At 71.0% G+C, this 26,231-nt stretch carries 26 protein-coding genes, 2 tRNA genes and 1 pseudogene; 16 read left to right on the top strand and 13 right to left on the bottom strand.

Annotated features, from left to right (window positions below):
• Positions 1–18 precede the first annotated feature (18 nt).
• Genes ABZ809_RS06585 through ABZ809_RS06550 form a run of 8 tightly spaced genes read left to right on the top strand, consistent with a single transcriptional unit; the run spans position 19 to position 7,314 of the window.
• The gene (locus ABZ809_RS06585) at positions 19–972 is read left to right on the top strand and encodes a thymidylate synthase (RefSeq protein ID WP_357561375.1); all 954 of its coding nucleotides are present in this window, start codon (positions 19–21) and stop codon (positions 970–972) included.
• On the top strand, positions 969–2,678 hold the full coding sequence (locus tag ABZ809_RS06580; RefSeq protein WP_357561374.1) for a carbamoyltransferase C-terminal domain-containing protein: 1,710 nt from the start codon (positions 969–971) through the stop codon (positions 2,676–2,678). Before ABZ809_RS06585 ends, ABZ809_RS06580 begins: the two co-directional genes overlap by 4 nt.
• Positions 2,675–3,709, top strand: coding sequence for a hypothetical protein (locus ABZ809_RS06575; RefSeq protein ID WP_357561373.1), 1,035 nt, complete (start codon positions 2,675–2,677; stop codon positions 3,707–3,709). Before ABZ809_RS06580 ends, ABZ809_RS06575 begins: the two co-directional genes overlap by 4 nt.
• Before the next feature lie 51 nt (positions 3,710–3,760).
• Positions 3,761–4,282: a topology modulation protein gene (locus ABZ809_RS06570; RefSeq protein WP_357561372.1), complete on the top strand. Its 522-nt coding sequence runs from the start codon at positions 3,761–3,763 to the stop codon at positions 4,280–4,282.
• Between the two features lie 24 nt (positions 4,283–4,306).
• Positions 4,307–5,122: a class I SAM-dependent methyltransferase gene (locus ABZ809_RS06565; protein ID WP_357561370.1), complete on the top strand. Its 816-nt coding sequence runs from the start codon at positions 4,307–4,309 to the stop codon at positions 5,120–5,122.
• Positions 5,119–5,862, top strand: coding sequence for a phosphotransferase (locus ABZ809_RS06560; RefSeq protein ID WP_357561368.1), 744 nt, complete (start codon positions 5,119–5,121; stop codon positions 5,860–5,862). Before ABZ809_RS06565 ends, ABZ809_RS06560 begins: the two co-directional genes overlap by 4 nt.
• A gap of 14 nt (positions 5,863–5,876) precedes the next feature.
• Positions 5,877–6,530 (top strand): histidine phosphatase family protein, encoded by a 654-nt coding sequence (locus ABZ809_RS06555; protein ID WP_357561366.1) that lies wholly within the window; start codon positions 5,877–5,879, stop codon positions 6,528–6,530.
• A complete protein-coding gene (locus tag ABZ809_RS06550; RefSeq protein WP_357561364.1) occupies positions 6,523–7,314 on the top strand; it encodes an aminoglycoside phosphotransferase family protein in 792 nt (263 codons plus the stop codon). Before ABZ809_RS06555 ends, ABZ809_RS06550 begins: the two co-directional genes overlap by 8 nt.
• A gap of 237 nt (positions 7,315–7,551) precedes the next feature.
• Here the strand turns inward: ABZ809_RS06550 and ABZ809_RS06545 are convergent, their stop codons facing one another.
• From ABZ809_RS06545 to ABZ809_RS06535, 3 genes are all read right to left on the bottom strand, one after another.
• Entirely contained in the window at positions 7,552–8,253 is a 702-nt protein-coding gene (locus ABZ809_RS06545; protein WP_357561363.1) for a toll/interleukin-1 receptor domain-containing protein, read from the bottom strand.
• Positions 8,254–8,353: 100 nt separating this feature from the next.
• Complete coding sequence (locus ABZ809_RS06540; protein WP_357561362.1) at positions 8,354–9,625, bottom strand: PIN domain-containing protein; 1,272 nt, start codon at positions 9,623–9,625, stop codon at positions 8,354–8,356.
• 368 nt (positions 9,626–9,993) lie between these two features.
• A tRNA-Lys gene (locus tag ABZ809_RS06535) sits at positions 9,994–10,069 on the bottom strand.
• 186 nt (positions 10,070–10,255) lie between these two features.
• Between ABZ809_RS06535 and ABZ809_RS06530 the strand changes: the two genes are divergently transcribed.
• Entirely contained in the window at positions 10,256–11,518 is a 1,263-nt protein-coding gene (locus ABZ809_RS06530; protein ID WP_357561361.1) for an Ig-like domain-containing protein, read from the top strand.
• 249 nt (positions 11,519–11,767) lie between these two features.
• On the top strand, positions 11,768–13,057 hold the full coding sequence (locus ABZ809_RS06525; RefSeq protein ID WP_357561359.1) for an Ig-like domain-containing protein: 1,290 nt from the start codon (positions 11,768–11,770) through the stop codon (positions 13,055–13,057).
• A gap of 50 nt (positions 13,058–13,107) precedes the next feature.
• Here the strand turns inward: ABZ809_RS06525 and ABZ809_RS06520 are convergent.
• Positions 13,108–13,180: transfer RNA gene (locus ABZ809_RS06520), tRNA-His, on the bottom strand.
• Between the two features lie 111 nt (positions 13,181–13,291).
• On the bottom strand, positions 13,292–13,888 hold the full coding sequence (orn, locus tag ABZ809_RS06515) for an oligoribonuclease (RefSeq protein WP_357561358.1): 597 nt from the start codon (positions 13,886–13,888) through the stop codon (positions 13,292–13,294).
• A 70-nt stretch (positions 13,889–13,958) separates the two neighbouring features.
• Here orn and ABZ809_RS06510 point away from each other — a divergent pair, with 70 nt between their 5' ends.
• A complete protein-coding gene (locus ABZ809_RS06510; protein WP_357561356.1) occupies positions 13,959–15,227 on the top strand; it encodes a glycosyltransferase 87 family protein in 1,269 nt (422 codons plus the stop codon).
• Between the two features lie 455 nt (positions 15,228–15,682).
• Here the strand turns inward: ABZ809_RS06510 and ABZ809_RS06505 are convergent.
• From ABZ809_RS06505 to ABZ809_RS06490, 4 genes and pseudogenes are all read right to left on the bottom strand, one after another.
• Positions 15,683–15,898: pseudogene (locus ABZ809_RS06505) on the bottom strand (hypothetical protein); the annotation flags it as partial.
• 667 nt (positions 15,899–16,565) lie between these two features.
• Positions 16,566–17,309, bottom strand: a complete 744-nt coding sequence (locus ABZ809_RS06500) for a YcnI family protein (RefSeq protein WP_357561354.1) — start codon at positions 17,307–17,309, stop codon at positions 16,566–16,568.
• A gap of 17 nt (positions 17,310–17,326) precedes the next feature.
• Positions 17,327–18,991: a copper resistance protein CopC gene (locus ABZ809_RS06495; RefSeq protein ID WP_357561470.1), complete on the bottom strand. Its 1,665-nt coding sequence runs from the start codon at positions 18,989–18,991 to the stop codon at positions 17,327–17,329.
• A gap of 75 nt (positions 18,992–19,066) precedes the next feature.
• A complete protein-coding gene (locus ABZ809_RS06490; RefSeq protein ID WP_357561353.1) occupies positions 19,067–19,711 on the bottom strand; it encodes a zf-HC2 domain-containing protein in 645 nt (214 codons plus the stop codon).
• A gap of 194 nt (positions 19,712–19,905) precedes the next feature.
• Between ABZ809_RS06490 and ABZ809_RS06485 the strand changes: the two genes are divergently transcribed.
• From ABZ809_RS06485 to ABZ809_RS06470, 4 genes are read left to right on the top strand one after another with little or no spacing between them, the layout of a single operon-like run.
• Positions 19,906–20,409: a sigma factor-like helix-turn-helix DNA-binding protein gene (locus ABZ809_RS06485; RefSeq protein ID WP_357561468.1), complete on the top strand. Its 504-nt coding sequence runs from the start codon at positions 19,906–19,908 to the stop codon at positions 20,407–20,409.
• A 31-nt stretch (positions 20,410–20,440) separates the two neighbouring features.
• Positions 20,441–20,965 carry a MauE/DoxX family redox-associated membrane protein gene (locus tag ABZ809_RS06480; RefSeq protein ID WP_357561352.1) on the top strand — a complete coding sequence of 175 codons (525 nt, stop codon included), beginning with the start codon at positions 20,441–20,443 and terminating at the stop codon, positions 20,963–20,965.
• The gene (locus tag ABZ809_RS06475) at positions 20,958–21,674 is read left to right on the top strand and encodes a thioredoxin domain-containing protein (RefSeq protein WP_357561350.1); all 717 of its coding nucleotides are present in this window, start codon (positions 20,958–20,960) and stop codon (positions 21,672–21,674) included. The genes ABZ809_RS06480 and ABZ809_RS06475 overlap by 8 nt, the downstream gene beginning before the upstream one ends.
• On the top strand, positions 21,671–22,750 hold the full coding sequence (locus ABZ809_RS06470) for a hypothetical protein (RefSeq protein WP_357561349.1): 1,080 nt from the start codon (positions 21,671–21,673) through the stop codon (positions 22,748–22,750). Before ABZ809_RS06475 ends, ABZ809_RS06470 begins: the two co-directional genes overlap by 4 nt.
• A 175-nt stretch (positions 22,751–22,925) precedes the next feature.
• Here ABZ809_RS06470 and ABZ809_RS06465 read toward each other — a convergent pair whose 3' ends face one another.
• The 4 genes from ABZ809_RS06465 to ABZ809_RS06450 are packed head-to-tail and all read right to left on the bottom strand — an operon-like array spanning position 22,926 to position 25,566.
• Positions 22,926–23,687, bottom strand: coding sequence for an ABC transporter ATP-binding protein (locus tag ABZ809_RS06465; protein ID WP_357561348.1), 762 nt, complete (start codon positions 23,685–23,687; stop codon positions 22,926–22,928).
• Positions 23,684–24,454: a cobalt ECF transporter T component CbiQ gene (gene cbiQ / locus ABZ809_RS06460; RefSeq protein ID WP_357561347.1), complete on the bottom strand. Its 771-nt coding sequence runs from the start codon at positions 24,452–24,454 to the stop codon at positions 23,684–23,686. Before cbiQ ends, ABZ809_RS06465 begins: the two co-directional genes overlap by 4 nt.
• A gap of 6 nt (positions 24,455–24,460) precedes the next feature.
• Positions 24,461–24,853, bottom strand: a complete 393-nt coding sequence (locus tag ABZ809_RS06455) for a PDGLE domain-containing protein (RefSeq protein WP_357561346.1) — start codon at positions 24,851–24,853, stop codon at positions 24,461–24,463.
• Complete coding sequence (locus ABZ809_RS06450; protein WP_357561345.1) at positions 24,850–25,566, bottom strand: energy-coupling factor ABC transporter permease; 717 nt, start codon at positions 25,564–25,566, stop codon at positions 24,850–24,852. Before ABZ809_RS06450 ends, ABZ809_RS06455 begins: the two co-directional genes overlap by 4 nt.
• A 158-nt stretch (positions 25,567–25,724) precedes the next feature.
• On the opposite strand from ABZ809_RS06450, the gene bcp reads away from it, so the two are divergent.
• Positions 25,725–26,201, top strand: a complete 477-nt coding sequence (bcp, locus tag ABZ809_RS06445) for a thioredoxin-dependent thiol peroxidase (protein WP_357561344.1) — start codon at positions 25,725–25,727, stop codon at positions 26,199–26,201.
• Positions 26,202–26,231 lie beyond the last annotated feature (30 nt).

The following is a 26,231-nucleotide window of genomic DNA, read 5'->3' as shown; positions in this document are numbered from 1 at the left end:
CCTAGAAGGAAGCCTCTCATGATCGTCTTGACAGCGGACTCCGCGAGCGAGTTGTTCACCGCAGCCTGCCAGGCAGTACTCCTCAACGGTCGCATGGCTTGCCCGCGCGACATGATGACCACCGAGGTCATCGGCGCGCACCTGTGCCTGACCAACCCTCGGCGCCGGCTGGTCTCCGTGCCTCCCACCCGCGTCATCAACCCGGCGTTCGCCGTCGCCGAGGCCTTGTGGATCCTCTCCGGCTCGGACGACCCGTGGATCTTCGACTTCAACGACAACCTGCGCCGCTACGCGGACGACGGAGTCCTGCAGGGCGCGTACGGGCCACGCATCCGCCGGTGGGGCGGCAGCCTCGACCAGCTCGACGCGGTCGTCCGGAAGCTGACGGCCGACCGGGACTCCCGGCAGGCCGTCGTGCAGATCTATGACCCGGGACGTGACCACCGCGGCTACCGGGATGTGCCGTGCACTCTCGGGTACCGGTTCCTGATCCGGCAGGGCCGGCTCGAGATGCACACCACCATGCGCAGCCAGGACCTGTGGCTCGGGTTCCCGTACGACATCTTCGCGACCACGCTCCTGCAGGAGCTCATGGCCGGCTGGCTCGGTGTCGAGGTCGGCGAGTACCACCACCACATTGACTCACTGCACCTGTACGCCGAGCACGCGCCGGCCGCCGCTGAGTGCCTCCACCACGAGCCGACCGTCACCGAGATGGATCCGCTCGGCGTGGACTGGCCCAGCCTGGACGCCGTCCTCGCGCAGATCATCGGTGGCGACGGCGACCTGTCCGACGGCACCCCGTGGGACACGTTCGGACAAGTGCTTATCAGTTACCGGACCTGGAAGCTTGGCCAGCGGGACCTGGCGCGCAAGCTCGCCCATGACACACCGGGACCGCTCGGCGCTGCCCTTGTCGCCTGGTATCAGCACCTCACGCGGCCGGCTCTCGTCTCGACGGAGTTGGCATGACCGCGGATGTGGTGCTCGGGCTGTGCGCATACACGCATGACTCGGCGGCGGCACTGCTGGTCGACGGCCATCTCGTCGGCTTCGTCGAGGAAGAACGGCTCGACGGGGTCAAGCACAGCAAGGCCTACCCGGCACACGGTGTCACCTGGCTGCTCGGCGAGGCCAGCCTGTCGCCATCGGACGTGACCACGGTGGCGTACAACTTCGATGGACGCCGCTACCTGGGAGCACTGGGCCAACTGCCGAGTCATCTACGGCAGGCGGCCAGCCGCGCTCGAGCCGTACCACGGGCTCGTAGCTTCACCACGGTCCACCGCCGCTACCAGGCCCGGATGCGAGACCTGGCCGCGCGGTTCCCGCGCGCTCGACTGCAACCGGTGCCGCACCACCGGGCGCATGCCCTGTACGCCTTTGCCGCCGCCGGTGTGGACGACGCGGCGGTCCTGATCGTCGACAGCCTCGGAGAGTTGCAGACCACCACCACCTGGCACGCCCGTCAACGCAACTCGCGGCTCAGCCTCGACCTGGCGCACGCGATCGACGACCCGGCCTCCCTCGGCTACGCCTACGGTGCCGTCACCGAGCACCTCGGCTGGCGCCGCGGCGACGAGGAAGGCACCGTGATGGCGCTGGCCGCCCTCGGCGACCCCACCCGGTTCCGAGAGCTGATGTCCCGGGCGATTCAGCTCACCACCGACGGGTTCACCCTCGACCCAGCGCTGATCGCCCTGCGGGTGCTCGCCAGCCGCTACGGCCGGGTCACGCTCGCGTTCACCGCCGCAACGTGCCCGCCCCGCACGCCGGCCGCACCGGTAGAGCCTGTGCACGCCGACCTGGCCGCTGCGCTGCAGGAACGCACCGAGCAGGTGATGCTGCATCTCGCCGCGCAGGCCCGCCGGCTGACCGCCTCCGGGCTGCTCTGCCTGGGTGGTGGAGTTGCGATGAACTGCGTCAGCGCCGGCCTCATCGCCCAGGCCGGCATCGTCGACGTGGTGCACGTACCGCCCGCCCCCGGCGATGCGGGCACCGCGATCGGCGCCGCCGCCCACGCCTGGCTCGACGTGACCAGCCGCCCACCCACCGGCCTCCGCCACCACTGCTACCTCGGCCCCACCTATCCCGACCTGGCACTACCGGCAGCACCGCGCACGGGACTCCACGCGAGCCGACCCGCCGAACCTGTCCAACATCTGGCCCGGCAGTTAGCCGACGGGGCGATCGTGGGGTTGTTCACCGGCGCGCTGGAGGCCGGCCCACGGGCACTGGGGCACCGATCGATCCTCGCCTCTCCCCTGGAGGCCGGTGTGGTCGAGCGGCTCAACGCCACCGTCAAGTTCCGCGAACCGTTCCGACCTTTCGCCCCTGTCGTCCTCGCCGACAGGGCTACCGACTACTTCCGGCTACGCCAACCGTCGCCGTACATGTCGCTCGCGGCTCCCGTGACCGAGCTGACCCGCAACAAGCTACCCGCGATCGTGCACGTCAACGGCACCGCCCGAGTCCAGACCGTCACCCGCGAGCAACACCCCTTCCTCGCCGACGTCCTCACCCGCTTCGGCGAGCTCACCGGCCACCCCGTGCTGATCAACACCTCGCTGAACATCAAAGGCAAGCCGATCTGCGGCACACCGGACATGGCTATGGACTGCCTCACAGAATCCGGCCTGGACGCGCTGCTCATCGAAGGCTGGTGGGTGACCAAGTGAGAATTGGCTACAGCTTCTGGGGATTCCTCGGCCCCGGCATCACCGACACCCCGGACGGAGGTCGCAGCCACCGCCAGACCTTGGTCGACGGGCTACGTGCAGCCGGCCATGACATCGTCTTCCTTCAACCCAACCGGGACCTCTGCGAGGCCGGCGACGATCTCACCGGCCACTACCGCTGGGACGTCGGCCTGCCCGACCTCGACGCACTGTTCCTCGAATGGCGCTGGCCCATTCCCGGTCGTAACACCACCGTTTGCGGGCGACCAGGCCACACCTGCGACCTGCACCGACAGGTCGAACTGCTTGACCACTACACCCACCAGGCCGGCACCCCGACGCTCCTGTGGGACAAGGACCGCCGGCTGTCCGCAACGGACCTCCTCCGCCGTGCCCGCAACACCACGGTCTGTGAACCCGCTCTGCACCCCACTCCGGGCGCGGTACCGCTGCTTTTCCCGGTCGCCGACACGGCCATCGACGCCGCTGACCCCGCTGCGCTGGCGGCCCTGCCCCGCCGGATTCCGCTCGTCTACGTCGGCAACCAGTACGACCGCGACCACGCGTTCGACACCTACTTCGCGCCGGCCGCCGCCCAACTGCCCCACCTGATCGCTGGCAAGTGGGCCGACACCAGGCGCTGGCCGGATCTGAACTTCATCGGCCGCGTTCCGTTCCCCAGAGTGTCCGCGATCTACGCCGACGCGCTCGCCACCGTCCTGCTGCTTCCCGCCCGGTACGCCGAAGCAGGACAGATGACCCAACGGATCTTCGAGGCCGTCCTCGCCGGCTGCGTGCCCCTGCTGCCTCGTGACGTCCGCGGCGCCGACGCCCTTGTTCCCTCGTCACTGATCGTCCGCGACGCCACGGACGTGCGGCACCGCATCGGCTGGCTCAGCGAGATCGCCGGCACCGGTGACCACGCCAACCTGATCGCGGGGTGCCTAAGGCACCTCGACCCGTTCCGACTCTCGACCCAGCTCGAGGTGCTCACCTACCTGCTACATCACCCCTGGTCGGTGCCGTCATGACCCACCGTGTCACCACCGGACGAGCGCACCACACCTCTACCCTGGAGAAGCATGGACAGGATCGCCATCATCGGCTGCGGCGGCAGCGGCAAGTCCACCGTCGCACGCCAGCTGGCCCGGATCCTCGACGCGCCGTTGACGCACCTCGACGCGACCTACTACGACGAGCACTGGAGCCCCTTACCGCAGGACGAGTTCGCCGCCCAGCAGGAGAAACTCGTCGCTGGCGAACGATGGATCATCGAGGGCAACTACGCCGGTACCCTGCCGATTCGGCTTGCCGCCGCCGACACCGTGATCTTCCTCGACCTACCGGCCAGAACCTGCCTATGGGGCATCGCCCAGCGCCGCTGGCGCTACCGGGGCGGGCAACACCACCAGGACGGCGTCTACGACCGCATCACCTGGAACTTCGTCCGCTACATCCTCGGCTACCGGCGCACCATGCGCCCGCGAGTCCAGAACCTCATCCGAGAACACGGACCACACGTCCACCTGATCACCCTCACCAGCCGCCGTCAGGCCGCCCAACTGATCAAACGCGTCCGCGAAGGGCATCAGCCCGTGACCTGACCGCAGCGGAACGGGAGGCGACGAATGTCGGCCAACCCGTTTCTTGACCCCACGCTGGTCCACGGCGACCTCTACCAGGGCGACGGCCGGCTCGCCGACCGAACTCGCGCGCTGCATCGCGCCAAGATCAGCGGAAGCGACGCTGCCGACACAATCGCCGACCTGCTCGCCGCCCAGGTCCCGGCCGGGGCAGCCGTGCTCGACATCGGTTGCGGGCGCGGCACCACAACCCTGCGCCTGGCTGACCGGCTCCGGCCCCGCCGGCTCATTGCCGTCGACGCCTCGACCGCGCTTCTCCGCACCACCCGCGACCGCCTCGGCGACGCTGGCCCGTTGGGCTCAGTGGTCTGCGCTGACTTCCACCACCTGCCGCTGCCGGACAGCGTGGCCGACGCTGCGGTTGCCGCCTTCTGCCTGTACCACTCGCCGACGCCGGATCTGGCTGTAGCGGAGATTGCCCGCTGCCTACGCCCTGGCGGCACCGCCGTCCTGGTCACCAAGTCCCTGGACAGCTACGCCGAACTCGACCATCTGGTCCACGCCGCCGGACTCGACCCGCATGTCACCAGCCGACCGAGCCTCTACGAGAGCTTCCACAGCGGCAACCTGCATACCATCGTCGCCACCAACCTGACCGTCATCGACGTCCAGCACGAGGAACACGTCTTCCAGTTCGTGGACGCCACGCACCTCGCCCGGTACCTCATCACCACACCCAAATACCGGATCACCCTGACCGGCGGGATCCCTACTCTCGCCGCGGCCCTCCAGCAGCGCCTGTCCGCACCGCCTTACACAACCCGATCCACCGTCAGCTTCGCCGTGGCGGTGCGGCCGTGAGTGGTGCTCTCTTCGTCAAGCGGTACGACGACCCGGAACGCTGCGCCGCCGCTGCCGCCCACCACGCCTGGCTGGCCGGCCTGGGCTCCGGCGTACGCCTGCCCGCGCTCGTCGCGCGGGGTGCCCGGCATCTCGTGTTCGAACGGCTGTCGGGGCGTGCACCGGACGTCGGAGATCTTCCTCGAGCTGCTGCAGCACTCGGCCGTCTTCACGCTGCCGCCCACCAATATGAGCTTCGGGCCGCCCACCTGGACCGACCTCACACCACCTCGACCGGACTCGTGATCCCCGACTTCGCCAGCCCGCGTCAGGCGGCGCTACACCGCGCCGCTGCCGCGGCGGGCACCCACGGATCGGTCATTGGTGCCGTACTCGACAGAACCGCGGTTCCCGTGACGTTCTACAAGGACCCGAATATTCGGAACTACCTCGCGAACGGCAACGAGTTCGCTGTCGTCGACTTCGACGACCTGACACTCGCTCCCTTCGGCTACGACCTGGCTGGCCTCCTGGTCACCGCATCCATGACCTACGGCCGCCTCGCTGACCAATCGATCACTCGCTGTCTGCGCGCCTACCGCGTCGCTGTCGCGCCTCAGATCTGCAGCTCGGCCGACTTAAAACGGTACGCCGAGCTGCACCACCTGCTGACTCTGCGATATCTCGGCCGCAACGGATACCGGCACCCCTGGCCCACCGTCCGGCCTTGGCCGGACCCGTTCCTCACCGAACCGACCTGAGGAGGAACCCCCGAATGGCCCCGACAACCGAATTCGTCATTGCTCGCCACGGCGAAGCCGCCTGCAACGTCGCCGGAATCGTCGGCGGTGAACACGGCTGCACCGGCCTCACAGACCTCGGCCGGTACCAGGCGGAGCTACTGGCCGCCCGCCTGGCCGCCGAACACGCCAAACAGCCCTACATTGCCCTCTACGCCACATCCCGACTCCGCGTCACCCAGACCGCCGAGATCATCACTCAAGCTTTGCACATGCCCGCCACCATCGACCCGGACCTCCGCGGCCCTGACCACGGCGATGCCGACGGCCGACCCTGGGTCGACATCAAGACTTCCTTCCAGGGGCCACCTCAGCACAGCCCAGACCGCCAGTACGCTTCCGGATCCGAGACATGGAACGAGTACCTCTACCGGGCGACCACAGCACTGCAGAAGATCCTCGCCCGCCACGAGGGTGAACGAATCCTCGTCGCCGCTCACGGCGAAACCGTCGAAGCGGCCCACAACCTGCTCCTCAGCCTCCCCCGGAACGCCTGCCTGCGGCTCGGATTCGTCTCCGACCATGCCTCCATCGCCCGGTGGCAGCGACCGACCAACCGTTTCGGCCGCACCATCTGGCAACTCGTCAGCCACAACGACACCCGACACCTCCAACCCCGCCATGGCTGACGTCAACGTTCACCTCGCGCTCTGCCAACGGCTCCTCGATGCCGACGCCAAGCCCGTGACTTCGCACCCCGGGCACGCTGGCACTCGCGTGCTCCGCACCTCGACGTCCGCTCATGGAGACGTCGTTGTCAAGATCCATCGCAGCCTGGAGCGACACCACCAGGAGGTCCACGCCTACCGGACCTGGGTTCCTGCCCTCGGAGACAGGGCACCCCGACTGCTCGCGATAACTGACGACCCACCGGCCATCGTCATCACCGCGGTAGCGGGAGCAGCGCTCACCGAGCGGCAACTCGACCTCGAGGCTGAGCAGAGCGCCTACCGGCAGGCAGGACAGCTACTCAAGACACTCCACGCCGCTGGACCGCCCCGCCTCGAACCAGACTGGACGGCCTGGCTCGCAGACCGCGCCGAGTACTGGATCCACCGAGCCGGGGACCGCATCACCGCCGCCCGCAGGGCCGAGCTACGCGCGCACATGCGAGCCCTCCGAGACTTGGCGCCGCTGCCCGCCCTTCCATGCCACCTCGACTTCATGCCCCGAAACATGATCTACGGCGACGACGGAGTGGTCAGGCTGATCGACTTCGAGCACACCCGCTACGACCTACCCGCCCGCGACCTCGTACGACTCGCCACTCGGGTCTGGCCCCACCGCCCAGACCTACGCGCGAGCTTTCTCGATGCATACGGCCAGCTCAGCGCGGTCGTGAACGAAGTATTGGAGCACTGCGCCCCTCTCGACTTCCTCACAAGCTCGGCGCAACATGCACATCGACCGTGAGCCGAACGGCCACGTGACTGGTACCCCGATCCTTCCGATGCAAGACTATCTATGTATTTGATTGCGCAAGAAGGGCTTCATACAGCAACGCTGTGGTTCCGTTGGAGCAGCTACCCTCTGACTCCAGTCACCCACGCGCAGCCGATACGCAAACCCGGTCCTGACCCGACCCACGACACTCCGCGTCCTGATCAACATGAAGGCAATGCTGGAGACTCGTCCAGTAGCGCCGGTACGTTACACGGCGATCAGTTCGGCGATCTTCTTGGCGATGCTCTCTAGGGAGTCCTCCTCTGTGCTCAGCCCGTTGCGGGAGCCGAGGAGCGGGCTGACCGACCGAATCTCCTCGTAAGTGACCCCATGCGCGACAGGGATCAGCAGGTCACGCGACAGCAGTTCCGAGAGTTCCTTCTCGGACACCCCGCCGCTCTCGACGCGCCTGAGAAGTGCAGGCGTGATGAGCACGAGACCGATGCGCGTCTTGGCCAGACCCTTGTCGATCTCCCGCATGAACGGCTGGCCGAGGATTATGTCCTTCTCGCTGAACCAGACCGACACATCCTCGGCTTCGAGGAGGTTGTGCAGTTCAGTCGCGGTCCCACGCCGGTCGTCCCAGGCGTGACAGAGGAACAGGTCGTACGACTTGGCTCGAGGTCCTACCGCCTCGACCTTGCTGCGGTAGCGGTCCAGCGCCGCGACCTCGTCCGAGGTGTAGGCAACGGGCGAGTTAGCTGGCGACCACCGAGGCCGCGTCGACCGACCCCCACCGCCACCCGCAGAGGACCCGCTTCCGCCTCCGCTGCGGGACGAGCTTGACGAAGCGTAGTTGGACGGGGACGGGTAGGACGTGTAGGACCGGGACGACGATCGGCCATGGACGGGACACGCGGCGGCACCGCTGGAGGTGCGGTGGCCCCGACTGGGTGCTGTGCATCGCATGACTGCACTATAGGAACGACCCGCCATCCAGTCTGTCCGGCAGCCTCAACCACACATCGGTCACCATGGATACATTGCCCAAGATTTCCATGGGAAGGTGCTACTTCAACGTATCCCGCACCGTCCAGGCAGCGACGGCCCACGTGAACAGAGTAGAGAGAAGGTCGATTGGCGAGCCGGGCTGCGGAAATTCTGATGTCGCGGGGGAGGCTTGCCTTGACGGCTGGTTGGATAGGAATCGCGCTGCCAACTCCCGTCTTTGGTTGACCTCCGTGCTCGGAACCCGGCTGACTTCCTCGGCCGTAAGTGCACGGGGAGGCTTGCATCGCAGGACCGACGGGCGTGCGCCAGTCTCGTCCTGGGTCACCAATACGCGGGCCTCCAGAGCGTTCGCCGCGGGGATGAGGTTTGGTCCGGGCAGCGCCATCAAGCCGGACGCGATCAACCGGACGGTGGCCATGTACCAGTCCTGTCCGTCGATGCTGTGGGCAGTCACGTCCGAGACACCACCGAAGGTGACTGAGGGCGAGAAGAGCCACCTCGACCCGGCAAGGATTTCCCCCACGTTCTCGCCGTCCCCGAGTCGGGTGTGGGCAAGACCTGCGTTCATCCATCCCGAGTCGTTCTTGTGGGCGAACGTCGGCAGATGTTCGGACAGCGCGTCCGTGAGTAGTTCGATCGAGTCCTTGGCTGCCAGCAGCGCAGGGAGGAATTCCGGGTCGACCTCGGCCGGCTTCGCGAAGCGCTCCACCACGGCGTCCAGCGCGGTGAGGTGATAGAAGCGGTCCTCCAAGCTCACGAGGTCGCTCTTCATCGGCTCCAGGTACTCCGTGCCGTCGCCGAAGTCCTTCGTGTTTTCGCTAACGAAGTAGACCGTTTCGTCCTCGTGGCCACGTGCGTACTCGATGGCCGTCAGCCAGATGGCAGTATCCCGGGAACCAGTCTTAGGGCCCTTCTGGCCAACCCGCTTGCACGGCGCGAGGACGTTGGACTCCCGGAAGAGCGCGGTCCGCAGTACCTCCACGCTCGGCTCGATGACCTCGACCATCTGCCGGTACATGTTTCGCCAGTGCATCCGGTGCCGCTCCGCGTCGACCTGGCCGAGGCTGGGCACTCCTCCCCACGGAACATGCACCTTCAGCTCATTGAGGGCCGAAGTCGCCGTTGCGTGAGCCTCGGCGTACGCGAGAGCCCGGTGTGAGGCCAGTTCCTCCAAGACCACCCACGGGACAGCGACGCGGACTCCGGCTGCCTTGAGCGCCCGGAGGAGGTCGGCGGTGCTGCTGTCTGGCTTCATGCCCCAGAGGATGTTGGTGTCTAGAATGATCAACGGCGGTGGCTCCGTCCACGCAGGTCCGACTCGTGCGGGCACACCTTCTCAGATCCAGAACTCGGGTGCAGTGTCAGTTTGCCGGCAGCGAGGCCAGCACATCTCGCGGTGCGCGCGGGCCAGCACGTTTCGGCAAGGATGAGGCTGGCCAAGATCGCCGGACCGCGGCTCCGAGCCCATCCGGGAACCGCCCACCGAACCGATCTGGCACCACCGACTGCCGCAACCCCGGCCGCCCGACCATCCGGCGCCAGCAGCCACAGACCGGCGTCTCGGAGTACCGCGCCGCGTCCCACCAACGCCACCCCGGTCCACCGGCTCCCGAGCACCCACCGAGCGACCACCCACCACCACCAGACACGAAAAAGGCCCAGACCCGGTGTGAACCACCAGGTCAGGGCCTTGATCGTTGGTGCGCCGCCAGGGACTCGAACCCCGAACCCGCGGATTAAGAGTCCGCTGCTCTGCCAGTTGAGCTAGCGGCGCTCGCTGGCAACGGGGAGAAGATTAGCACGCTCTCCGAGCGGGGTTCCAATCCGATCCCCGGCTCCCCCCTTCGGTCGAGCTTAACGGGCATCCGGGACAAAGCAGGCCGGCCGGCGACGCGGGGGCACGGAGAACAAGCGACCATGCGGCACGATGTGCGCCAGGTACGCGAGAACAGAGGTGGGGATGGGCATGTTCACGCGGGCCGGGGCGATGGTGGGCGCCCTCGGCCTGGTCGCGTCGCTGGCACTGACCGGCTGCGGCAGCGAGCAGAAGAAGGCGGAATTCGTCGGCGGCACCGCGCCGGCCACGTCGGCGTCGAGCGCAGCGGACGGGTCCGCCACCCCGGCCGCGCCGAGCGGTCCACCGCTGACGGTGAGCCCGGCCGACGGGGCGAAGAGCAGGCCGGTCAGCTCCGAGATCAGCGCCGAGCTGCCCGGCGGCGGCAAGGTGTCCAGCGTCACGCTGACCACCTCGGGTGGCAACCAGGTCGAGGGGCGGCTGCGCGCCGACGGTTCCTCCTGGGTGCCGTCGAAGCCGTTGAAGCACGGCACCCGCTACACGGCCACCGTCACGGCGACCGGCGCCGACGGTGCGACCAGCCAGGGCACCAGCACCTTCACCACGATGGCGAAGCCCAAGTCGGTGATCAGCTCCGGCCTCTACCTCTTCGACGACAAGACCTACGGCGTGGCGATGCCGGTGGTCGCCGAGTTCCACCCGGGGATCCCGAAGAAGGACCGGGCCGCGGTGCAGAGGCGGATGTTCGTGCAGTCCGACCCGCCGCAGCCGGGCGCCTGGCACTGGGTGGAGAACGGCACGCAGGCCTACTACCGCGCACCGGAGTACTGGAAGCCCGGCACGACGCTCACCGTCCGGATCGCGCTGGCCGGCATCCCGCTGAGCAACGGCAGGTACGGCAACGTCGACCGGTCGGCCACCGCGAAGATCGGCCGGGCGTTCGAGATGAAGGTCGACAACGCCACCAAGAAGATGACCGTCTACGAGGACGGCCAGGTGGTCCGCACCCTGCCGGTGAGCCTGGGCAAGAAGAAGACCCCCTCCTCCAGCGGCACGATGGTGGTGATGGAGAAGAAGGAGTCCACGGTCTTCGACACCCGCGACGACCCGGACCCGGCGAACCGCTACGTCACGGAGATCGACTTCGCCCAGCGGCTCACCTGGGGCGGCGAGTACATCCACGCGGCCCCCTGGTCGGAGCACGTGCAGGGTCGGCAGAACGTCTCGCACGGCTGCGTCAACGTCTCCACGGCGAACGCCAGGTGGCTGTTCGGGAAGACCAAGATCGGTGACCCGATCACGATCAAGGGCACCGAGCGCAGGCTGGCCTCGGGCAACGGCTGGACGGCGTGGAGCCTGAGCTGGTCCGAGTACGTCAAGGGCAGCGCCGTGCCGGTGCCCGAGGGCGGCGAGACCCCGGCCTTCTGAGGAAGCCGTACCGCAACGAAGGCCGACCGGTCCGCATCCGCGGGCCGGTCGGCCTTCTGACGGAACCGGCCCGGCCAGCGTCACCGACCAGGGCTGTGCGCGGCGAGCGCCCCGTACACGGCCCCGAGCTTTATCAGCATTCGGACATCTCGTTCGGCGTGTTTCGGTTCACCCCTCGGAACGGGTATCTGTCCCCGTGCGTCAGTGAGGGACGATGGGCAATCGGGGAACCACGACTGTGAGGGAATCATGCGAGCTGTCCAGGACCAGCTGATCCGGCGTCGAGGCGACCGGCGGGGTGGCCGCCGCCATGGGCTCGCGGTGGCGGCGCTCGCCGTGACGCTCGTGCTGGCCTCCGCCTGCACCGACGGGGGCAAGCCGTCGGCCTGGCAGAACGGCGGTGACCAGCCCGCCCCGCCGAAGGCTGCGGCCACCATCGTCGAGCCCGCGGCCGACGCGAAGGACGTGCCCGCCTCGACGGGCATCACCTTCACCGCGAAGGACGCGCAGGAGACCAGCGTCGAGCTGAAGGACTCCGCCGGGAAGGCCGTCGAGGGCGGGCTGGCCGCCGACGGCAAGAGCTGGCTGCCGGGCGGCGCGCTGAAGTACGGCGAGACGTACACCGCGACGGTGACCGCGACCGGCGACGACGGGCGACCGGCGACGGCGACCAGCACCTTCACCACCATGGCGAAGCCCGGCAAGCAGATCCGGATCAGCAGCTTCCTCGGCGACGGCCAGGTCGTCGGCGTCGGCATGCCGCTGATCGTCAAGTTCAGCCGGGCCGTTCCCGAGGACTACCGCGACGACGTGCAGAGCCGGATGACGGTCACCTCCTCGCCGGCCCAGGAGGGCATCTGGCACTGGGTCAGCCCGACCGAGATCCGCTACCGCCCCAAGGAGTTCTGGCAGGCGAACAGCACGGTCTCCTACCGGGTCCAGGCGGGTGGCCTGCCGCTGGGCGGCGGCTGGTACGGCCGGGCGGACCTCACCGTCGACGTCAAGGTCGGCCCGGCGGTGATCATGACGGTGGACAACAAGACCAAGCGGATGACCGTCACGAAGGACGGCTCAGTGATCAAGACCATCCCGGTCAGCCTCGGCAAGAAGAGCACCCCGTCCTCCAGCGGCACGATGGTGGTCATCGAGAAGCTGCGGAAGACGGTCTTCGACACCTTCGAGGAGCTGGGCCCCGAGGAGGGCTACCGCACGAAGATCGACTACGCCCAGCGGCTGACCTGGGGCGGCGAGTTCATCCACGCCGCGCCCTGGTCCGAGGGGCAGCAGGGCCGGGTGAACGTCTCGCACGGCTGCGTGAACGTGTCGATGGCCAACGGGGCGTGGCTGTTCGCCAACACCCGCGTCGGTGACCCGATCACCGTCAAGGGCACCGAACGCAAGCTCCAGAACGGCAACGGCTGGACGGACTGGAACATGAGCTGGGAGCAGTACGTCAAGGGCAGCGCCCTGCCGTACGAGCCGCCGACCGAGGCCGACCCGGAGCCGACCGGCGAGCCCACGGTCACCCCGACCAACTGAGCCCGGAAACGCCGAAGGCCCCCTCCGCGAGGAGGGGGCCTTCGTAACCGGGTGACTGATGGGAATTGAACCCACGACAACCGGGACCACAACCCGGTGCTCTGCCAACTGAGCTACAGCCACCATGCCGTTCACACCCGATGAATCCACACCCGGTCGATCGCCCCGGGCGGGGTGCGGACCAATAATAGCCCCACCCCCGCCCGCCCCGTCCAGCGGGTTACACCCGGCGGCTCAGAGTCCGGCAGCGATCGCCTTCGCCGTCTCCACGTCCGGGCCCGGCAGCGGCACGAAGACGGTCCGCCGGTAGTACTCCAGCTCCCGGATGCTCTCCCGGATGTCGGCCAGCGCCCGGTGGGCCAGCCCCTTCTGCGGCTGGCCGAAGTACACCCGCGGATACCAGCGGCGGCACAGCTCCTTGATCGACGACACGTCGATCATCCGGTAGTGCAGGTGGGCGTCGAGGCGGGGCATGTCCCGGGTGATGAAGCCCCGGTCGGTGGCGATCGAGTTGCCGCACAGCGGGGCGGTACGCGGATCCTTCACGTGGCTGGCGACGTACTCCAAAATCATGTCCTCGGCCTCGGCGAGGGTCACCGTGGAGCGCCGGACCTCCTCGGTCAGCCCGGACTTGGCGTGCATCGTCGCCACGATCTCCGGCATCGCCTCCAGCGCCGCCTCGTCGGCGTGGATCACCACGTCGACGCCTTCCCCGAGCACGTTGAGATCGGGATCGGTGACGAGCGCGGCGACCTCGATCAGCTTGTCCCTGCCGAGGTCCAACCCGGTCATCTCACAGTCGATCCAGACGAGAAGATCAGCCACCGGCACAGCCTACGCGCAGCCCCACCGGCCGCGCGCCCGCGCACCGCGACGCGAGGTGACCGCTAGGGTTTCCCCCGTGCCAGCCGAACCCGCCGCACCGCCCGCCGTCACCGACGACGACACCGGCGGCCGTACGGTCCGTCGGGTCGTCGCCGTCCTCGCGCTGGCCGCCGTGCTGCCGGCGCTCTACCTGCCCGGCCTGGTGCACGACTTCTTCGACCTGAAGATCTACATGCGGGCGATGGACTGGTGGGCGGCCGGCAACCCGCTCTACGACTACGTCCAGCCCGACCGGGTGCAGGGCGAGCTCTACTTCACCTACCCGCCGTTCAGCGCGCTGCTGCTGCGCCCGTTCGCGCTGCTGCCGCTCGGCGCCACCATCACGATCTTCACCGTCCTGACCGGGCTGGCGGTGCTGGTCACCACCCGCTGGCTGGTCACCCCGCTGATCGACCGGCACGGCCTGCCCCGGGTCTTCACCCTCACCGTGGCGGTGCTGCTCGTGCTGGCCGTCGAGAGCACCCGCGAGACCATCACCTTCGGCCAGATCAACATGCTGCTGGTCGTGCTGATCCTGGCGGACCTGCTCTTCGCCGTACCCCGGGCGAGCCGCTGGGCCGGCGTGGGCGTCGGGCTGGCGACGGCGCTCAAGCTCTTTCCGGGCATCTTCATCGTCTACCTGCTGGCCACCCGCCGGTGGCGGGCGGCGGCGGTCGCGAGCGTGACGGCCGCCGCCGCGACGCTGCTCGCCGCCGCGGTCGCGCCGCGGGACTCGTGGCGGTTCTGGACCCACGAGCTGTGGGCGACCGACCGGGTCGGCCGCACCGACTACACGGGAAACCAGTCGTTGTTCGGGCTGCTCAGCCGGATCACCGCGCCGGAGAAGCCGAGCCAGGTGTACTGGCTGCTGCTGGTGGCGGTCGTCGCCGGTTACGGGCTGTGGCGTGCCGCCCGGGCCGCCCGCGCCGGGGACCCGCTCGCCGGGCTCGCCCTCACCGGGCTGGTCGGCGCGCTGGTCAGCCCCATCACCTGGACCCACCACATCTACTGGTTCATCCCGGCCGTCGTGGTGCTGGTGGACGCGGCGTTGAGCGCCGACCCCGCGACCCGCGAGGGCACCCGTCGGCGGCGTTGGCTGGCCGCGCTCGCCGTCGGCACGTCGGCCCTCATCGTGTACGGCGTGGTGACCTTCCAAGACTGGGGGGTCGCCCCGGTGCGTACCGACTCGGTGGACGAGTTCCTGGTGCGCAACACGTACGTGCTGTTGAGTCTGCTGCTGCTGGTGGCCCTACCGGTGCGGCGAGGCGAGGAAAAATCGCGCCAAAAGGACAGTCTTCCCGAGTAGCGTCCTTCACCGCTAATCTGGTGCAACTACCTCAGACGTCTCTCGGGTAGCACCGATCCCCCGGTGAAGGGCGGCCCTCCGCGTCGGCAGCGCGGAGGGCCGTTCGCCGTCCGGCCCCGCACCGACCGCCCGACGAGGGGTCAGTTGGACGGTTCGTGGTCTGCACGGGGTGCGGCCGGGCGGAGGCGGCTCTCCGTCGGGACCGGATCGACAGGCCGCTGGGCATCCACGCTGGCCCGGGCATCGTCCTCCCCGGGGGCGACCGGCGGCCAGGCCAGGGTGAGGTTCACCTCGGGCGGCCGGACCGCCGGACCGGCTCCGGCGAGGTCGGCGAGCGTCTCTGGACGGCGGGCGGGCGCGTGCCCGATCGCGGGCCGGGCTTCCGCGGGGCCGACGCCGACCGAGGCGAGTTGGCGCTGCGCGACGTGGGGGCGGTCGCTGTCCCTGGTCGGCTGGGCACCGAGACCACTGAGCGAGGTCACCCCCAGGCGGCCGGCGAGCACCGGCACCTGGTCCGGCTCGACCACGAAGACCACCTCGCGGGGTCGCACCGGGCGGAGCAGGAGCAGGGCCATCGACACCGCCAGCACCCCGCCGGCCAGCAGACCCACGGTCGTCGGGGCGGTCCAGCCGGCAGTCAGCCCCGCCCGCAGTTCCAGGCTCAGGTCGGCACGCCCGTCGGGCCGCATCACCACCAGGCTCAGCCGCCGGTCGGCCAACTCCGCCGGGGACCACTCCAGCGCGCCGATCCCCTCGCGTACCCAGAAGGGCTGGCCGATCGGCGCGGTGGCGGGTGCGGGGCCGGCGGCGGGTGCGGGGCCGGCCTGCTCCAGCCGGACCGGCAGCGGCCCCCGGGCCAGCGCCACCCGCCGCACCTCGGCGTGCGGGACCTGGTCGAGCCAGCGCCGCACCTCGTCGGCGGGGGCCAGCCCGACGAAGGCCGGGCCGTCGGGCGTCCGGGCATCCAGCCGGAGCCGGGCCTGCCCGGCGCGGGCGAACGGCGCCTCGGTCCGCAGCAGTTCGTCGACGTCCCGGACGACCACCGCGTGCCCCGGGGCACGCACGGTCTCGAAGCGGGCGCTGAAGGCGCCTCCCGGGTCGGCCTGCCGGGCGAGCAGCGCGAGCCCTCCGCCGGCAAGCAGCGCCGTGATCCCGACGGTCACCAGCACCATTCCGGCAAGCATCCGCACGAACCGCATTCGCCTCGTCTCCCTCCGTGGCCGGATACCCGGCCGACCTTACCGACGCGGGGCGGCTGATCAGCGGATATCCACGGCACGGGCCCGGAAAGCAGCCGGCCCGCCGGATGTTCCGACGGGCCGGTGGGCGGGTGCGGGGTCAGGCCTTCGGCGTGGGCTCCCGCCGCGTCCGGGAGTAGGCGAGCCCGCCGAGCAGCAGGCCGCCGACGCCGGCGACCAGGCCGGCGACGGCGAGCCCGGTGGCCAGGCCGGAGCCCTCGGCGTCATCGTCGTCGTCATCGTCGGCCCGGGGGGCTGCGGAACCGGCGGGGCCGGTGGGGGCGGCCGACGGCGCGGCGGCGGCGAGGGTGAGCACCGGGGCGGGGCTCTCCGGCTCCTCACCGCCGGGGAGCGGCTCGTCGATCCACCGCTGCACGTTGCCGTCCGAGTAGGTCTGCAACGTCTTGAAGATCATCGTGTCGACCTGCGGCAGCGGCCCCATCGAGACCGGGAACTCCTGGAACTCCCCGGGCTTGACCCCCGCGTTCGGAGCGGCCGTCCAGGTGAGCTTGGCGACGGCCTCGGTGAGCTGGCTGCCGTGCACCTCGATCGGGGGGTCGACCTTGCGCTTCTCCACCGCCACCGTCCAGCCGGGCACCGGCATGGTCGACACCGAGCCGACCGGCGCGTTCTCCGGGAACACCACCTCCAGCTTGGTGGTGGACGCCGTGTCGCTCTCGTTCGGCACCCGGAAGGCGAACCGGCCGTACCCGCCCTGCGTCGCCTCCTGCGGGTTGACCGTGACGTGGGCCGAGGCGGGCGCCGCGAAGCCGAAGACGGCGGTGGCGACGGCGCCGAGCGCCAGGGCGGCAGCGACGCTTACGGAACGCCGGTGACGGATCATGGGTGCGAGCCTTCCTGTTACTTGATCGGCACGGCGGCGGTCACCGTGGCCTGGTCGATGTCCGACGTACGGGCGGTGATGCGCAGTTGCCACTCGCCCGACGCCGGGAAGTTGATCTCGCCGGTGGCGTGGTTGTCGGTCAGTCGCAGCAGCGGGACCTGGATGGGTTCGATGCCCGCCGACGGGAGGGCGACAGTGGCCCGCCACTCCACCACCGGCTGGGGCCGGTTGTCCTTCGTGTACGCGTAGAAGTGCACGGTGTTGCTGCCCCGCTCGGCGGGATCCAGCTCGATCTGGACCGAGAAGTTCGGGCTGTCCAGGGTCGCGGTGTAGTAGCCGTCCGTCACCCCGGCCACGTCGGCGCCGGCGGTGCGGGCCGGGGTGGTCTGCACCAGGACGGCGGAGAGGCTGAGGACCACCGCCGTGATCGCCAGCTCCGCCCAGACCGCCCGCCGCATGGGAGTCGGGCGGCCGGCGGCCGTGCGCCGGCGCACCAACTGCCGGGAGTACGCGGCCACCGCGATCACCAGCACGAACAGCCCGGTCTTGGCCAGTACCAGCCGCCCGTAGGTGGTGCTGACCAGCGCGCCCGGGGTGGCCACCTCGATCAGTGCCTGGACGATGCCGGCCAGCAGCAGCGCCGAGACGGCCAGGGCCGCCCAGCGCGACCAGATCGGCAGGATCGCGCCCAACTCCCGCTCGTCGGCCCGGGGCAGCAGGAAGCCGGCGAGCATCACCAGCCCGCCCAGCCAGACCGCCATGCTGCCCAGGTGCACCGCGTCGACGACGACGGAGACCGCCGGGGCGGGCGAGGCGGCCGGGTGCCCGGCCAGCGGCCAGGTCACCAGCGCCGCCACCCCGAGGACGCCCAGGATGACCAGGTCGCTCCGCTCCACCGGCCCCGCCATCAGGGGCCGGACCAGGAACGCCGCCGCGGCCAGCAGACCCAGCCGGACCAGGTGCGCGGCGCCGAAGGAGGTGCCCAGCACGTCGCTGATCCGCTCGCCGGTCACGTCCGTCACCCCGCCGCCGGCGGTGTAGGGCACCTGGAGCACGACGTTCGCCACGGTGGTGAACGCCAGCAGGCCGAGCCCCACCCAGGCCAGGCGCGCCGGACCCCGCCGGGACAGCCGGCGCGGCCAGAGCGCGGCGAGCACCAGCACCGGCCCGACGAGCAGCAGCAGGCCGACATAGCCGACGGCCTTGAGGACCTTGATCGAGTTGGCGACGACCGGGTCGGCGCGGTTGTCGTCCCCGCTGTCGGTCGGGGGCGTCGAGGGCGCGCCGACGGAGTAGGTGAGTGCGCCCGAGACCGGGTGGCTGTCGGCGGAGATCACCCGGTAGCTGACCAGGTAGGTGCCGCGCGCCCCGTCCGGATCGACCGGGATGGTGACCACGCTGCCCTCGAAGGTGGGCTCGCCCTGGTCGGCGCGGGAGCCGTCCGGGGCGATCACCCGGATCTTGCCCGACACCTTGCGCACGGACTCGCTGAAGGTCAGCACGACCTCCGCCGGCCCGTTCGGCACCACCGAGGAGGCGATCGGGCTGCTGCTCACCAGCACCGCGTGGGCGCTGGCGGGGCCGGCGGGGGCGATCAGCAGGGCGACGACGGTGACCAGCAGGCCGGCGGTGGCGATCAGCCGGGCGATCCAACGGTGGTTGGCGACACTCATGCCGGCAATGCTCTCGAACGCGGCCCGTCCGGCGCGACTCCGACCATGCCGGTCCCCCTCGAAGCCCGCCGGGCCGGCCCGGCGTCAGCCATGGTTGGCCAGGAGCGCGGGCGACGCCCGGCGCTCCGACTCGTCGCTGACCCGTCCCAGCGCCCACAGCAGCCCCGCCTGCACGACCGCGGCGAGGTGGCCGACCTCGTGCACCACGGCGGTGGTCGAGTTGGCGATGTCGAACGCGCTCGTGCCGGCGAGGCAGACCGCCAGCACGAACGCCACCGGCACGAACGCCCGGGCCCGCTCGGGCCGCCAGGCGGCCAGCGCGAAGCCGACGGCCAGCGCCACGTCGAAGGAGGCCATCTCGCGGCTGGTGTGCGGGTCGACGGTCACGCCCAGCCCGGCGAGCAGGATCGGCAGCGCGATCGCCAACTGGGCGACCGCGGCGACCGCCACCGCCACCCGCAGCACCTGACGGCGGGCACGCCGGGCCGCCGCCCGCGCGCCGCCGGACGCCACCGGGTCGGCGGCGACCGCCGCCAGCACCGAGGCGGTCAGGTCGGGCACCGCCACCGCCTGCACCCGGACCAGCCGGGTCACCCGCTCGGCCCGGCTCAGCCAGGCACGGCAGCCGGGGCAGCTCTCCGCGTGCGCGTCCAGCACCGCCGGTGCCGCCTGTGGATCCTCGCCGTCCAGCCGCGCCGACAGCGCCGCACGTACGTCGTCGCATGTCATGTGGGGATAGTCGGCCGGCGTACCCGAATAGTTCCCGGCGTGGCGCAGGCCATGGAAGGGCCGAAGGACCCTGCCGGGCCGCGCCGCCCCGCGTAACCTGAACTGTCGTGATCCCCGCCCCGCGCGAGAACTCCGCCGCCAGCCCGCCCGCCGACACGGGCGCCGGCGGCCGGGACCCGGCGACCGAGTGGGCGCTGACCGCCCGCGACGGGGATCCCGTCGCCCAGGCCGCGTTCGTCCGGACCACCCAGGCCGAGGTGTGGCGCTTCACCGCCGCGCTCGTCGATCCGGACAGCGCCGACGACCTGACCCAGGAGACCTATCTGCGGGCGTTCCGGGCGTTGCCGGCGTTCGAGGGGCGGTCCAGCGCGCGTACCTGGCTGCTCGGCATCGCCCGCCGGGCGTGCGCCGACCACCTGCGCACCGTCGTCCGCCGCCGGCGGCTCGGCGAGCGGCTCGCCGCCAACGCGTGGACCGATCACCCCCACCCGGATCCGGTCGGCCAGCTCGGCGCCGCCGACCTGGTCCGCCGGCTGCCCGCCGAGCGGCGCGCGGCGTTCGTGCTCACCCAACTGCTCGGCCTGTCGTACGCCGAAGCCGCCGCCGTGGAGGGGGTGCCGGTGGGCACGATCCGCTCCCGGGTGGCCCGGGCCCGCAACGACCTCGTCGAGGCGGTCGGCGACGCCCTCGCCGGATGAGCGGGAACCGTTGCGGGCGGCGGACCGACTAATGATCGTGACCGCACCGCCAACCCGGGCCGCCCGCTGGCCCGTCGTCCGCCCCTGGCTCGGTGTCGCCGCCCGGCTCGGCCTGGCCGCCGTGTGGCTGATCGCCGGCGGCAGCAAGGTCGGCGACCTGGCCGCCTCCGGCCGCGCCGTCAACGCCTACCAGGTCATGCCGTACGACCTCGCCACGGTGATCGGCGCGGCGCTGCCCTTCGTCGAGCTGGCGCTGGGCCTGCTGCTGCTCCTCGGGCTCGCCACCCGACTGACCGCCGGGGTCTCCACGGCGCTGCTGGTGGTCTTCATCGTGGGCATCGTCTCCGCCTGGACCCGGGGCCTGGCCATCGACTGCGGCTGCTTCGGCACCGGTGGGCAACTCGCCGAGGGGCAGAACCCGAGCTACCTCCCGGAGATCCTCCGGGACCTGGGATTCCTGGCACTGGCCGGATTCCTGCTGATCTGGCCCCGCACCCCCGTCTCGGTGGACGGCTGGCTGGCGGGGAACGCATCCGTGGAGGACGAGGATGAGTAGTCGCAAGGGGCAGAAGAGTTCCGCCCGGGTGGTCCGCGAGCAGCTGGCCCGGGAGCAACGGCGCAAGCGGACGCTCTGGGTCTCCGTGGCCGCCGTCGCCGTCCTGGTGATCGCCGGCCTCATCGGTTGGAGCGTCTACTCCAGCCAGCGTTCCGACGACTTCACCGCGCCGACCGGCGCGAACGAGGCAGGCACCGGGGTCGTCGCCGGCTCCGGCCCGGTCACGGTGGACGTCTACGAGGATTTCCTCTGCCCCGCGTGCAAGCAGTTCGAGCAGCTCAGCGGCCCGACCCTCGACCAGCTCATCAGCGAGGGCAAGGTCCGGGTCGTCCACCACCCGGTGGCTTACCTGAACCGCTTCTCCACCACCGAGTACTCGACCCGGTCGTCGGCGGCCTCCGGCTGCGCGGCGGAGGGCGGCAGGTACCGGGAGTACGCCAAGGCGCTGTTCGAGCGGCAGCCGCCCGAGGGTGGTGCGGGGCTCAGCGACAGCGAGCTGGCCGACATCGCGGCGGGCGCCGGCATCGACCGGGACGGGTTCGCCTCCTGCCTGCGGGAGGGCACCTTCAAGCCGTGGACCGAGCACGTCACGGAGGAGGCCAGCAAGGCCAACATCACCAGCACTCCGACCATCCTCATCGACGGCAAGCCCGTCGCCGACCGCAGCCCGGAGGGGATCAAGGCGGCGGTGGAGGCGGCCGGCAAGTGATCCGCACCCTCGCCCGTGCCGGTCTGGTGCTCGCTGGTGCGCTGGCCGCGACGGTCGCGGTCGCCGGGCCGGCCGCCGCGCACGGGGCGGACGCCCCCGACGGCACTGACTACCGCACCGAGGTGAGCGCGGTAACCCCGGGACTGCCCGGGGTTACCGTGCGGGTGGTGGAGGCGGGCGCCCGGCTGGAGCTGACCAACACCGGCGACCGTCCCGTCGAGGTGATCGGCTACTCCGGCGAGCCCTACCTGCGCATCGGCCCCGACGGCGTGTACGAGAACACCCGCTCCCCCGCGACGTACCTGAACCGGACCATCGCCGGGGACACGAGGCTGCCCGCCGAGGTCGACCCGGCTGCCGCCCCCGACTGGCGGCGGGTCGACGGCTCCACCACGGCGCGCTGGCACGACCAGCGGGCGCTGTGGCGGGAGTCGGCGCCGCCGCCGCAGGTGCGTGCCGCCCCCGACCGGGAGCACCGGGTGCGGGACTGGGCGGTGCCGCTGCGCGCCGGCACCGAGACGGGGGAGATCCGGGGCACCCTCGACTGGGTGCCGCCGCCCGACGCGTACGTCTGGTGGGTGGTCGCCACGGTCGGGCTGCTCGCCGTGGGGGCCCTCGGGCTGCTGCCGGCCGGTTCCGGGCCGGGCGCGCGGGCGCTGGCCGGGCTCGGCGGGCTGCTGGTGCTCGGCGGGGTGGCCGCGGTGGTGTTCACCGTGGGCCGCGAGCTGGACGCCGGTGCGCGGGGCGTCGGCGGGGTGCTGACCGGGCTGCTGGGCGGCCAGGTCTGGGCGCTGCTGACCGGGCTCGGCGCGATCGCGGCCGGGTTCTTCGCCTTGGCCCGCCGCCCGGCCGCCGACTTCGCGCTGGCGCTGGCCGGGGCCTGCCTGGCGCTCTTCGCCGGGGTGGCCAACGCCGCCGTCTTCGCCCGTGCCGTCGCCCCCGTGCCGTGGCCGGCGACGACGGCCCGGATCCTGATCGCCCTCGTCCTCGTGGCGGGTGCGGGTGCCACCGCGGCCGGCGCCCTCCGCCTCCACGCCACCTCCCGCCACCCCACCCCCACCCCCGCCCACCCCTGATCCTCCCCCTCCCCCCGCGCCGCGCGCCCCGCGCTTGCCGCGCGCCGTCGATCTTGCACTTTCGGCCCTCGGATTGGGCGGTATGCGGTGTTTGTCGGGGCAGCAAGTGCAAGATCGACGATGACAGCCACGGGCGGGGGCGGGCGGGGAGGGAGGGGAGGGAGGGGAAGGGGTTTCAGGGCGGGGTGGGGGTGAAGCCTCGGGGGAGTTCCAGGCGGTGGCGGGAGAGGAGGTCGGCGTCGGCGAGGATGTCCCGGGTCTCGCCGTCGGCCACGATCCGGCCGGCGTCGAGGACGACCGAGCGGTCGCAGAGCTCCAGGGCGTACGGGAGGTCGTGGGTGACCATCAGCAGCGTCACCGGCAGGGCGCGCAGGATCTCGGCCAACTCGCGACGGGCCGCCGGGTCGAGGTTGGACGACGGCTCGTCGAGGACCAGGATCTCCGGGTGCATGGCGAGGACGGTGGCCACCGCCACCCGGCGGCGCTGCCCGAACGAGAGGTGCTGCGGGGTGCGGTCCCGGTGCTCGCCCATGCCGACCGCGGCGAGCGCCTCGTCCACCCGGGCGGACAGCTCCGCCCCGCGCAGCCCCAGGTTGGCCGGCCCGAAGGCCACGTCCTCGGCGACGGTGGGCAGGAAGAGCTGGTCGTCCGGGTCCTGGAAGACGATGCCCACCCGCCGGCGTACCTCGGCGAGCGTGGCCCGGTCCTGGCTGACGGTCAGCCCGCCGACGCTCACGCTCCCCTCGGTCGGCGTGAGGATGCCGTTGAGGTGCAGCACCAGCGTGGTCTTGCCGGCGCCGTTGGGGCCGAGCAGCGCGACGCGTTCGCCGCGCCGCACGCTCAGGTCCACCCCGTGCAGGACGACGTGCCCGTCCGGGTAGGCGTACCGGATGCCACGGACGTCCAGGGAGACGGCGGTCTGCACGACGTCGATCATGTCAGCACGACGGCGGTGGCGGCGATGGTGACCGCCAGGGCCGGCACCGTCGCCGCGACCAGCCACTGGCCGGCCGTCGCCACGCCCGCGCCCTGCCACACCGCCGGCATCCGGCCGGTGTAGCCGCGCGACAGCATGGCCAGGTAGACCCGCTCGCCACGCTCGAACGCGCGCAGGAAGAGCGCGCCGATGCCGGCGGCGAAGCCGCTTAGCTGCCACAGGAAGCGCGGGTCGTCGCCCCGGGACAGCCGGGCCACCCGCATCCGGCGGGCCTCGCCGACCAGCACGTCCAGGTAGCGCAGCATGAACGCGGCGATCTGGGTCAGGATCTGCGGGCAGCGCAACCGGTCCAGCCCGAGGATCAGGTCCCGGGTCGTCGTCGTCGCGGCCAGCAGGAGCGACGCGAGCACGCCCAGGGTGCCCTTGGCCACGATGTTCCACGCCCCGTACAGCCCGTCGGAGGAGAGCCGCAGGCCGAGCACGTCGACCCGCTCGCCGGCACCGAGGAACGGCAGCGCCACGGCGAACAGCACGAACGGCAGCTCGATCAGCGACCGGCGCAGCAGCCAGCCGGGTTCCACCCGGGCCAGCGCCGCCACCGCCGCGACCAGGATGGCGTACGCGCCGAAGGCCCAGAACGCCGCCCGTGGCGTGGCGACCACGGCGAGGGTGAAGGCCACCATCGCCGCGATCTTGACCTCGGGCGGGAGCCGGTGCACCGGTGAGGTCCGCTCCCGGTACAGCACGTGCGCGTGCCCGGCGCCCATCCGTCGCTACTCGCGGCCCGGCACGCCGCGGGAAGCGGGCTGCCGGTCGGTCGTGACCTCCTCCCCCGGGCCGCGACGCCGGACCAGCCAGAAGGCGCCGCCGGCCACGGCGAAGGTGAGCAGCACGCCGAGCACGCCCGACAGGCCGGTGGAGAGCAGGTCGTTGTCGATCCCCGCCACGCCGTAGTCGGCCAGCGGGCCGCCGATCTCGTGCTCCTTCTCCCGCTGGGCGGGGCAACTGCCGCCGGTGATGTTGTCGTCGGCGTCGAAGGTGCAGCCCTCCCGCAGCGACGAGTCCAGCCCGTCCGGGTGGGACGAGGCGAAGCTGCTGACGACCCCGGCGAGGAACAGGGCCACCAGCAGCCCGCCGACGACGAAACCCCAGGGACGCTTCCTCACCGGGCACCTCCGACAGCCGGGACGGCGGACGCGGGGGCGGACCGCAGCCCGCGCAGCGCGTAGACGAGATCGGGTCGGACCTTGGCGACGGTGACCACGGTGGTCGCGGTGATCACGCCCTCGCCGATGCCGATCAGCACGTGGGCCACGGCCATCGTCCCGGCCAGGCTGCCCAGGTTGCCGCCCAGGTCGGTGGTACCGCCCAGCCAGTACTGGAACACGAAGCCCATCGACGCGACCAGCACGCTGACCAGCGCCGAGACGAAGGCGGTCACGCCGAGGCCGGCCGGGGTGCGGGGCAGCACCCGCAGCAGCAGCGCGATCAGCAGGTACGCGGCGGCGGTGCCGAGCACCGCCATGTTGGTGACGTTGAGCCCGAGCATCGCCACGCCGCCGTCGCCGAAGACCAGCGCCTGCACGACCAGCACCACGGCCACGCAGAGCGCCCCGATCCACGGGCCGACCAGCATCGCGGCGAGCGCCCCGCCGAGCAGGTGACCGCTGACGCCCGCGGTGAAGATCGGGAAGTTGAGCATCTGCACGGCGAAGATGAACGCCGCGACGAGCCCGGCCATCGGGGCCAGCCGGTCGTCCAGGTCGCGCCTGCCGCGCAGGACGCAGAACGCCATCGCGGCCAGCGCCACCGCCGCGAAGACCGCCGCGACGGGACCGTCGATGATCCCGTTCGAGATGTGCATCGCCAGGGTTTCCACGTGACCTCCCACGCGTCGGCGGGCCAGTCCGCGCCGGTGACGTCAGCCTATTTCTCATGCTCGTAGTTGCCAATATCTGGCAACACGGCGTACGCCTGTCGGAGCGGGCCGACGGCGTGCCGCCGGGAGGCGGCCGGGGCCGGCGGTAGGGTCGTGCCATGACCGCGCCCGACCGCCTCTCCCCCGGTGACCCCGCGCCGGAGTTCAGCCTGCCCACCGACACCGGCGAGAGGCTCTCGCTGGCCGACCTGCGGGGCCGCAAGGTCGTCCTGTACGCCTACCCGGCGGCCATGACGCCCGGCTGCACCAAGCAGGCCTGCGACTTCCGCGACTCGCTGGCGTCCCTCCAGGCGGCCGGCTACGAGGTCGTCGGCATCTCACCCGACAAGCCGGAGAAGCTGGCGAAGTTCCGCGAGCGCGACGCCATCACCTTCCCGCTGGTCGCCGACACCGACAAGGCGGTGCTGACGGCCTACGGCGCGTACGGCGAGAAGCAGTCGTACGGCAGGACCGTGACCGGTGTGATCCGCTCGACGTTCGTGATCGACGCCGACGGGAAGATCGAACGCGCGCTCTACAACGTCAAGGCCACCGGCCACGTCGCCAAGCTGCGCCGGGACCTCGGGCTCGACTGAGGACGCCGCGCCGGCGGGGCCGGCGGTACG

This window comes from Micromonospora sp. NPDC047074 (genome assembly GCF_040643815.1).
In the GTDB taxonomy this organism is placed as follows: domain Bacteria; phylum Actinomycetota; class Actinomycetes; order Mycobacteriales; family Micromonosporaceae; genus Micromonospora.
The sequence above is the reverse complement of the archived record's forward strand: the minus strand, read 5'-3'. Positions and strand labels throughout refer to the sequence as shown.

What these genes read in the sequence shown, in the direction of transcription:
- ABZ809_RS06585 (WP_357561375.1), top strand. Translation starts at nt 19, where the DNA reads ATGATCGTCTTGACAGCGGACTCCGCGAGCGAGTTGTTCACCGCAGCC.
- ABZ809_RS06580 (WP_357561374.1), top strand. Translation starts at nt 969, where the DNA reads ATGACCGCGGATGTGGTGCTCGGGCTGTGCGCATACACGCATGACTCG.
- ABZ809_RS06570 (WP_357561372.1), top strand. Translation starts at nt 3,761, where the DNA reads ATGGACAGGATCGCCATCATCGGCTGCGGCGGCAGCGGCAAGTCCACC.
- ABZ809_RS06565 (WP_357561370.1), top strand. Translation starts at nt 4,307, where the DNA reads ATGTCGGCCAACCCGTTTCTTGACCCCACGCTGGTCCACGGCGACCTC.
- ABZ809_RS06555 (WP_357561366.1), top strand. Translation starts at nt 5,877, where the DNA reads ATGGCCCCGACAACCGAATTCGTCATTGCTCGCCACGGCGAAGCCGCC.
- ABZ809_RS06550 (WP_357561364.1), top strand. Translation starts at nt 6,523, where the DNA reads ATGGCTGACGTCAACGTTCACCTCGCGCTCTGCCAACGGCTCCTCGAT.
- ABZ809_RS06545 (WP_357561363.1), bottom strand. Translation starts at nt 8,253, where the DNA reads ATGCGATGCACAGCACCCAGTCGGGGCCACCGCACCTCCAGCGGTGCC.
- ABZ809_RS06530 (WP_357561361.1), top strand. Translation starts at nt 10,256, where the DNA reads ATGGGCATGTTCACGCGGGCCGGGGCGATGGTGGGCGCCCTCGGCCTG.
- ABZ809_RS06525 (WP_357561359.1), top strand. Translation starts at nt 11,768, where the DNA reads ATGCGAGCTGTCCAGGACCAGCTGATCCGGCGTCGAGGCGACCGGCGG.
- ABZ809_RS06500 (WP_357561354.1), bottom strand. Translation starts at nt 17,309, where the DNA reads ATGATCCGTCACCGGCGTTCCGTAAGCGTCGCTGCCGCCCTGGCGCTC.
- ABZ809_RS06490 (WP_357561353.1), bottom strand. Translation starts at nt 19,711, where the DNA reads ATGACATGCGACGACGTACGTGCGGCGCTGTCGGCGCGGCTGGACGGC.
- ABZ809_RS06480 (WP_357561352.1), top strand. Translation starts at nt 20,441, where the DNA reads ATGATCGTGACCGCACCGCCAACCCGGGCCGCCCGCTGGCCCGTCGTC.
- ABZ809_RS06475 (WP_357561350.1), top strand. Translation starts at nt 20,958, where the DNA reads ATGAGTAGTCGCAAGGGGCAGAAGAGTTCCGCCCGGGTGGTCCGCGAG.
- ABZ809_RS06465 (WP_357561348.1), bottom strand. Translation starts at nt 23,687, where the DNA reads ATGATCGACGTCGTGCAGACCGCCGTCTCCCTGGACGTCCGTGGCATC.
- cbiQ (WP_357561347.1), bottom strand. Translation starts at nt 24,454, where the DNA reads ATGGGCGCCGGGCACGCGCACGTGCTGTACCGGGAGCGGACCTCACCG.
- bcp (WP_357561344.1), top strand. Translation starts at nt 25,725, where the DNA reads ATGACCGCGCCCGACCGCCTCTCCCCCGGTGACCCCGCGCCGGAGTTC.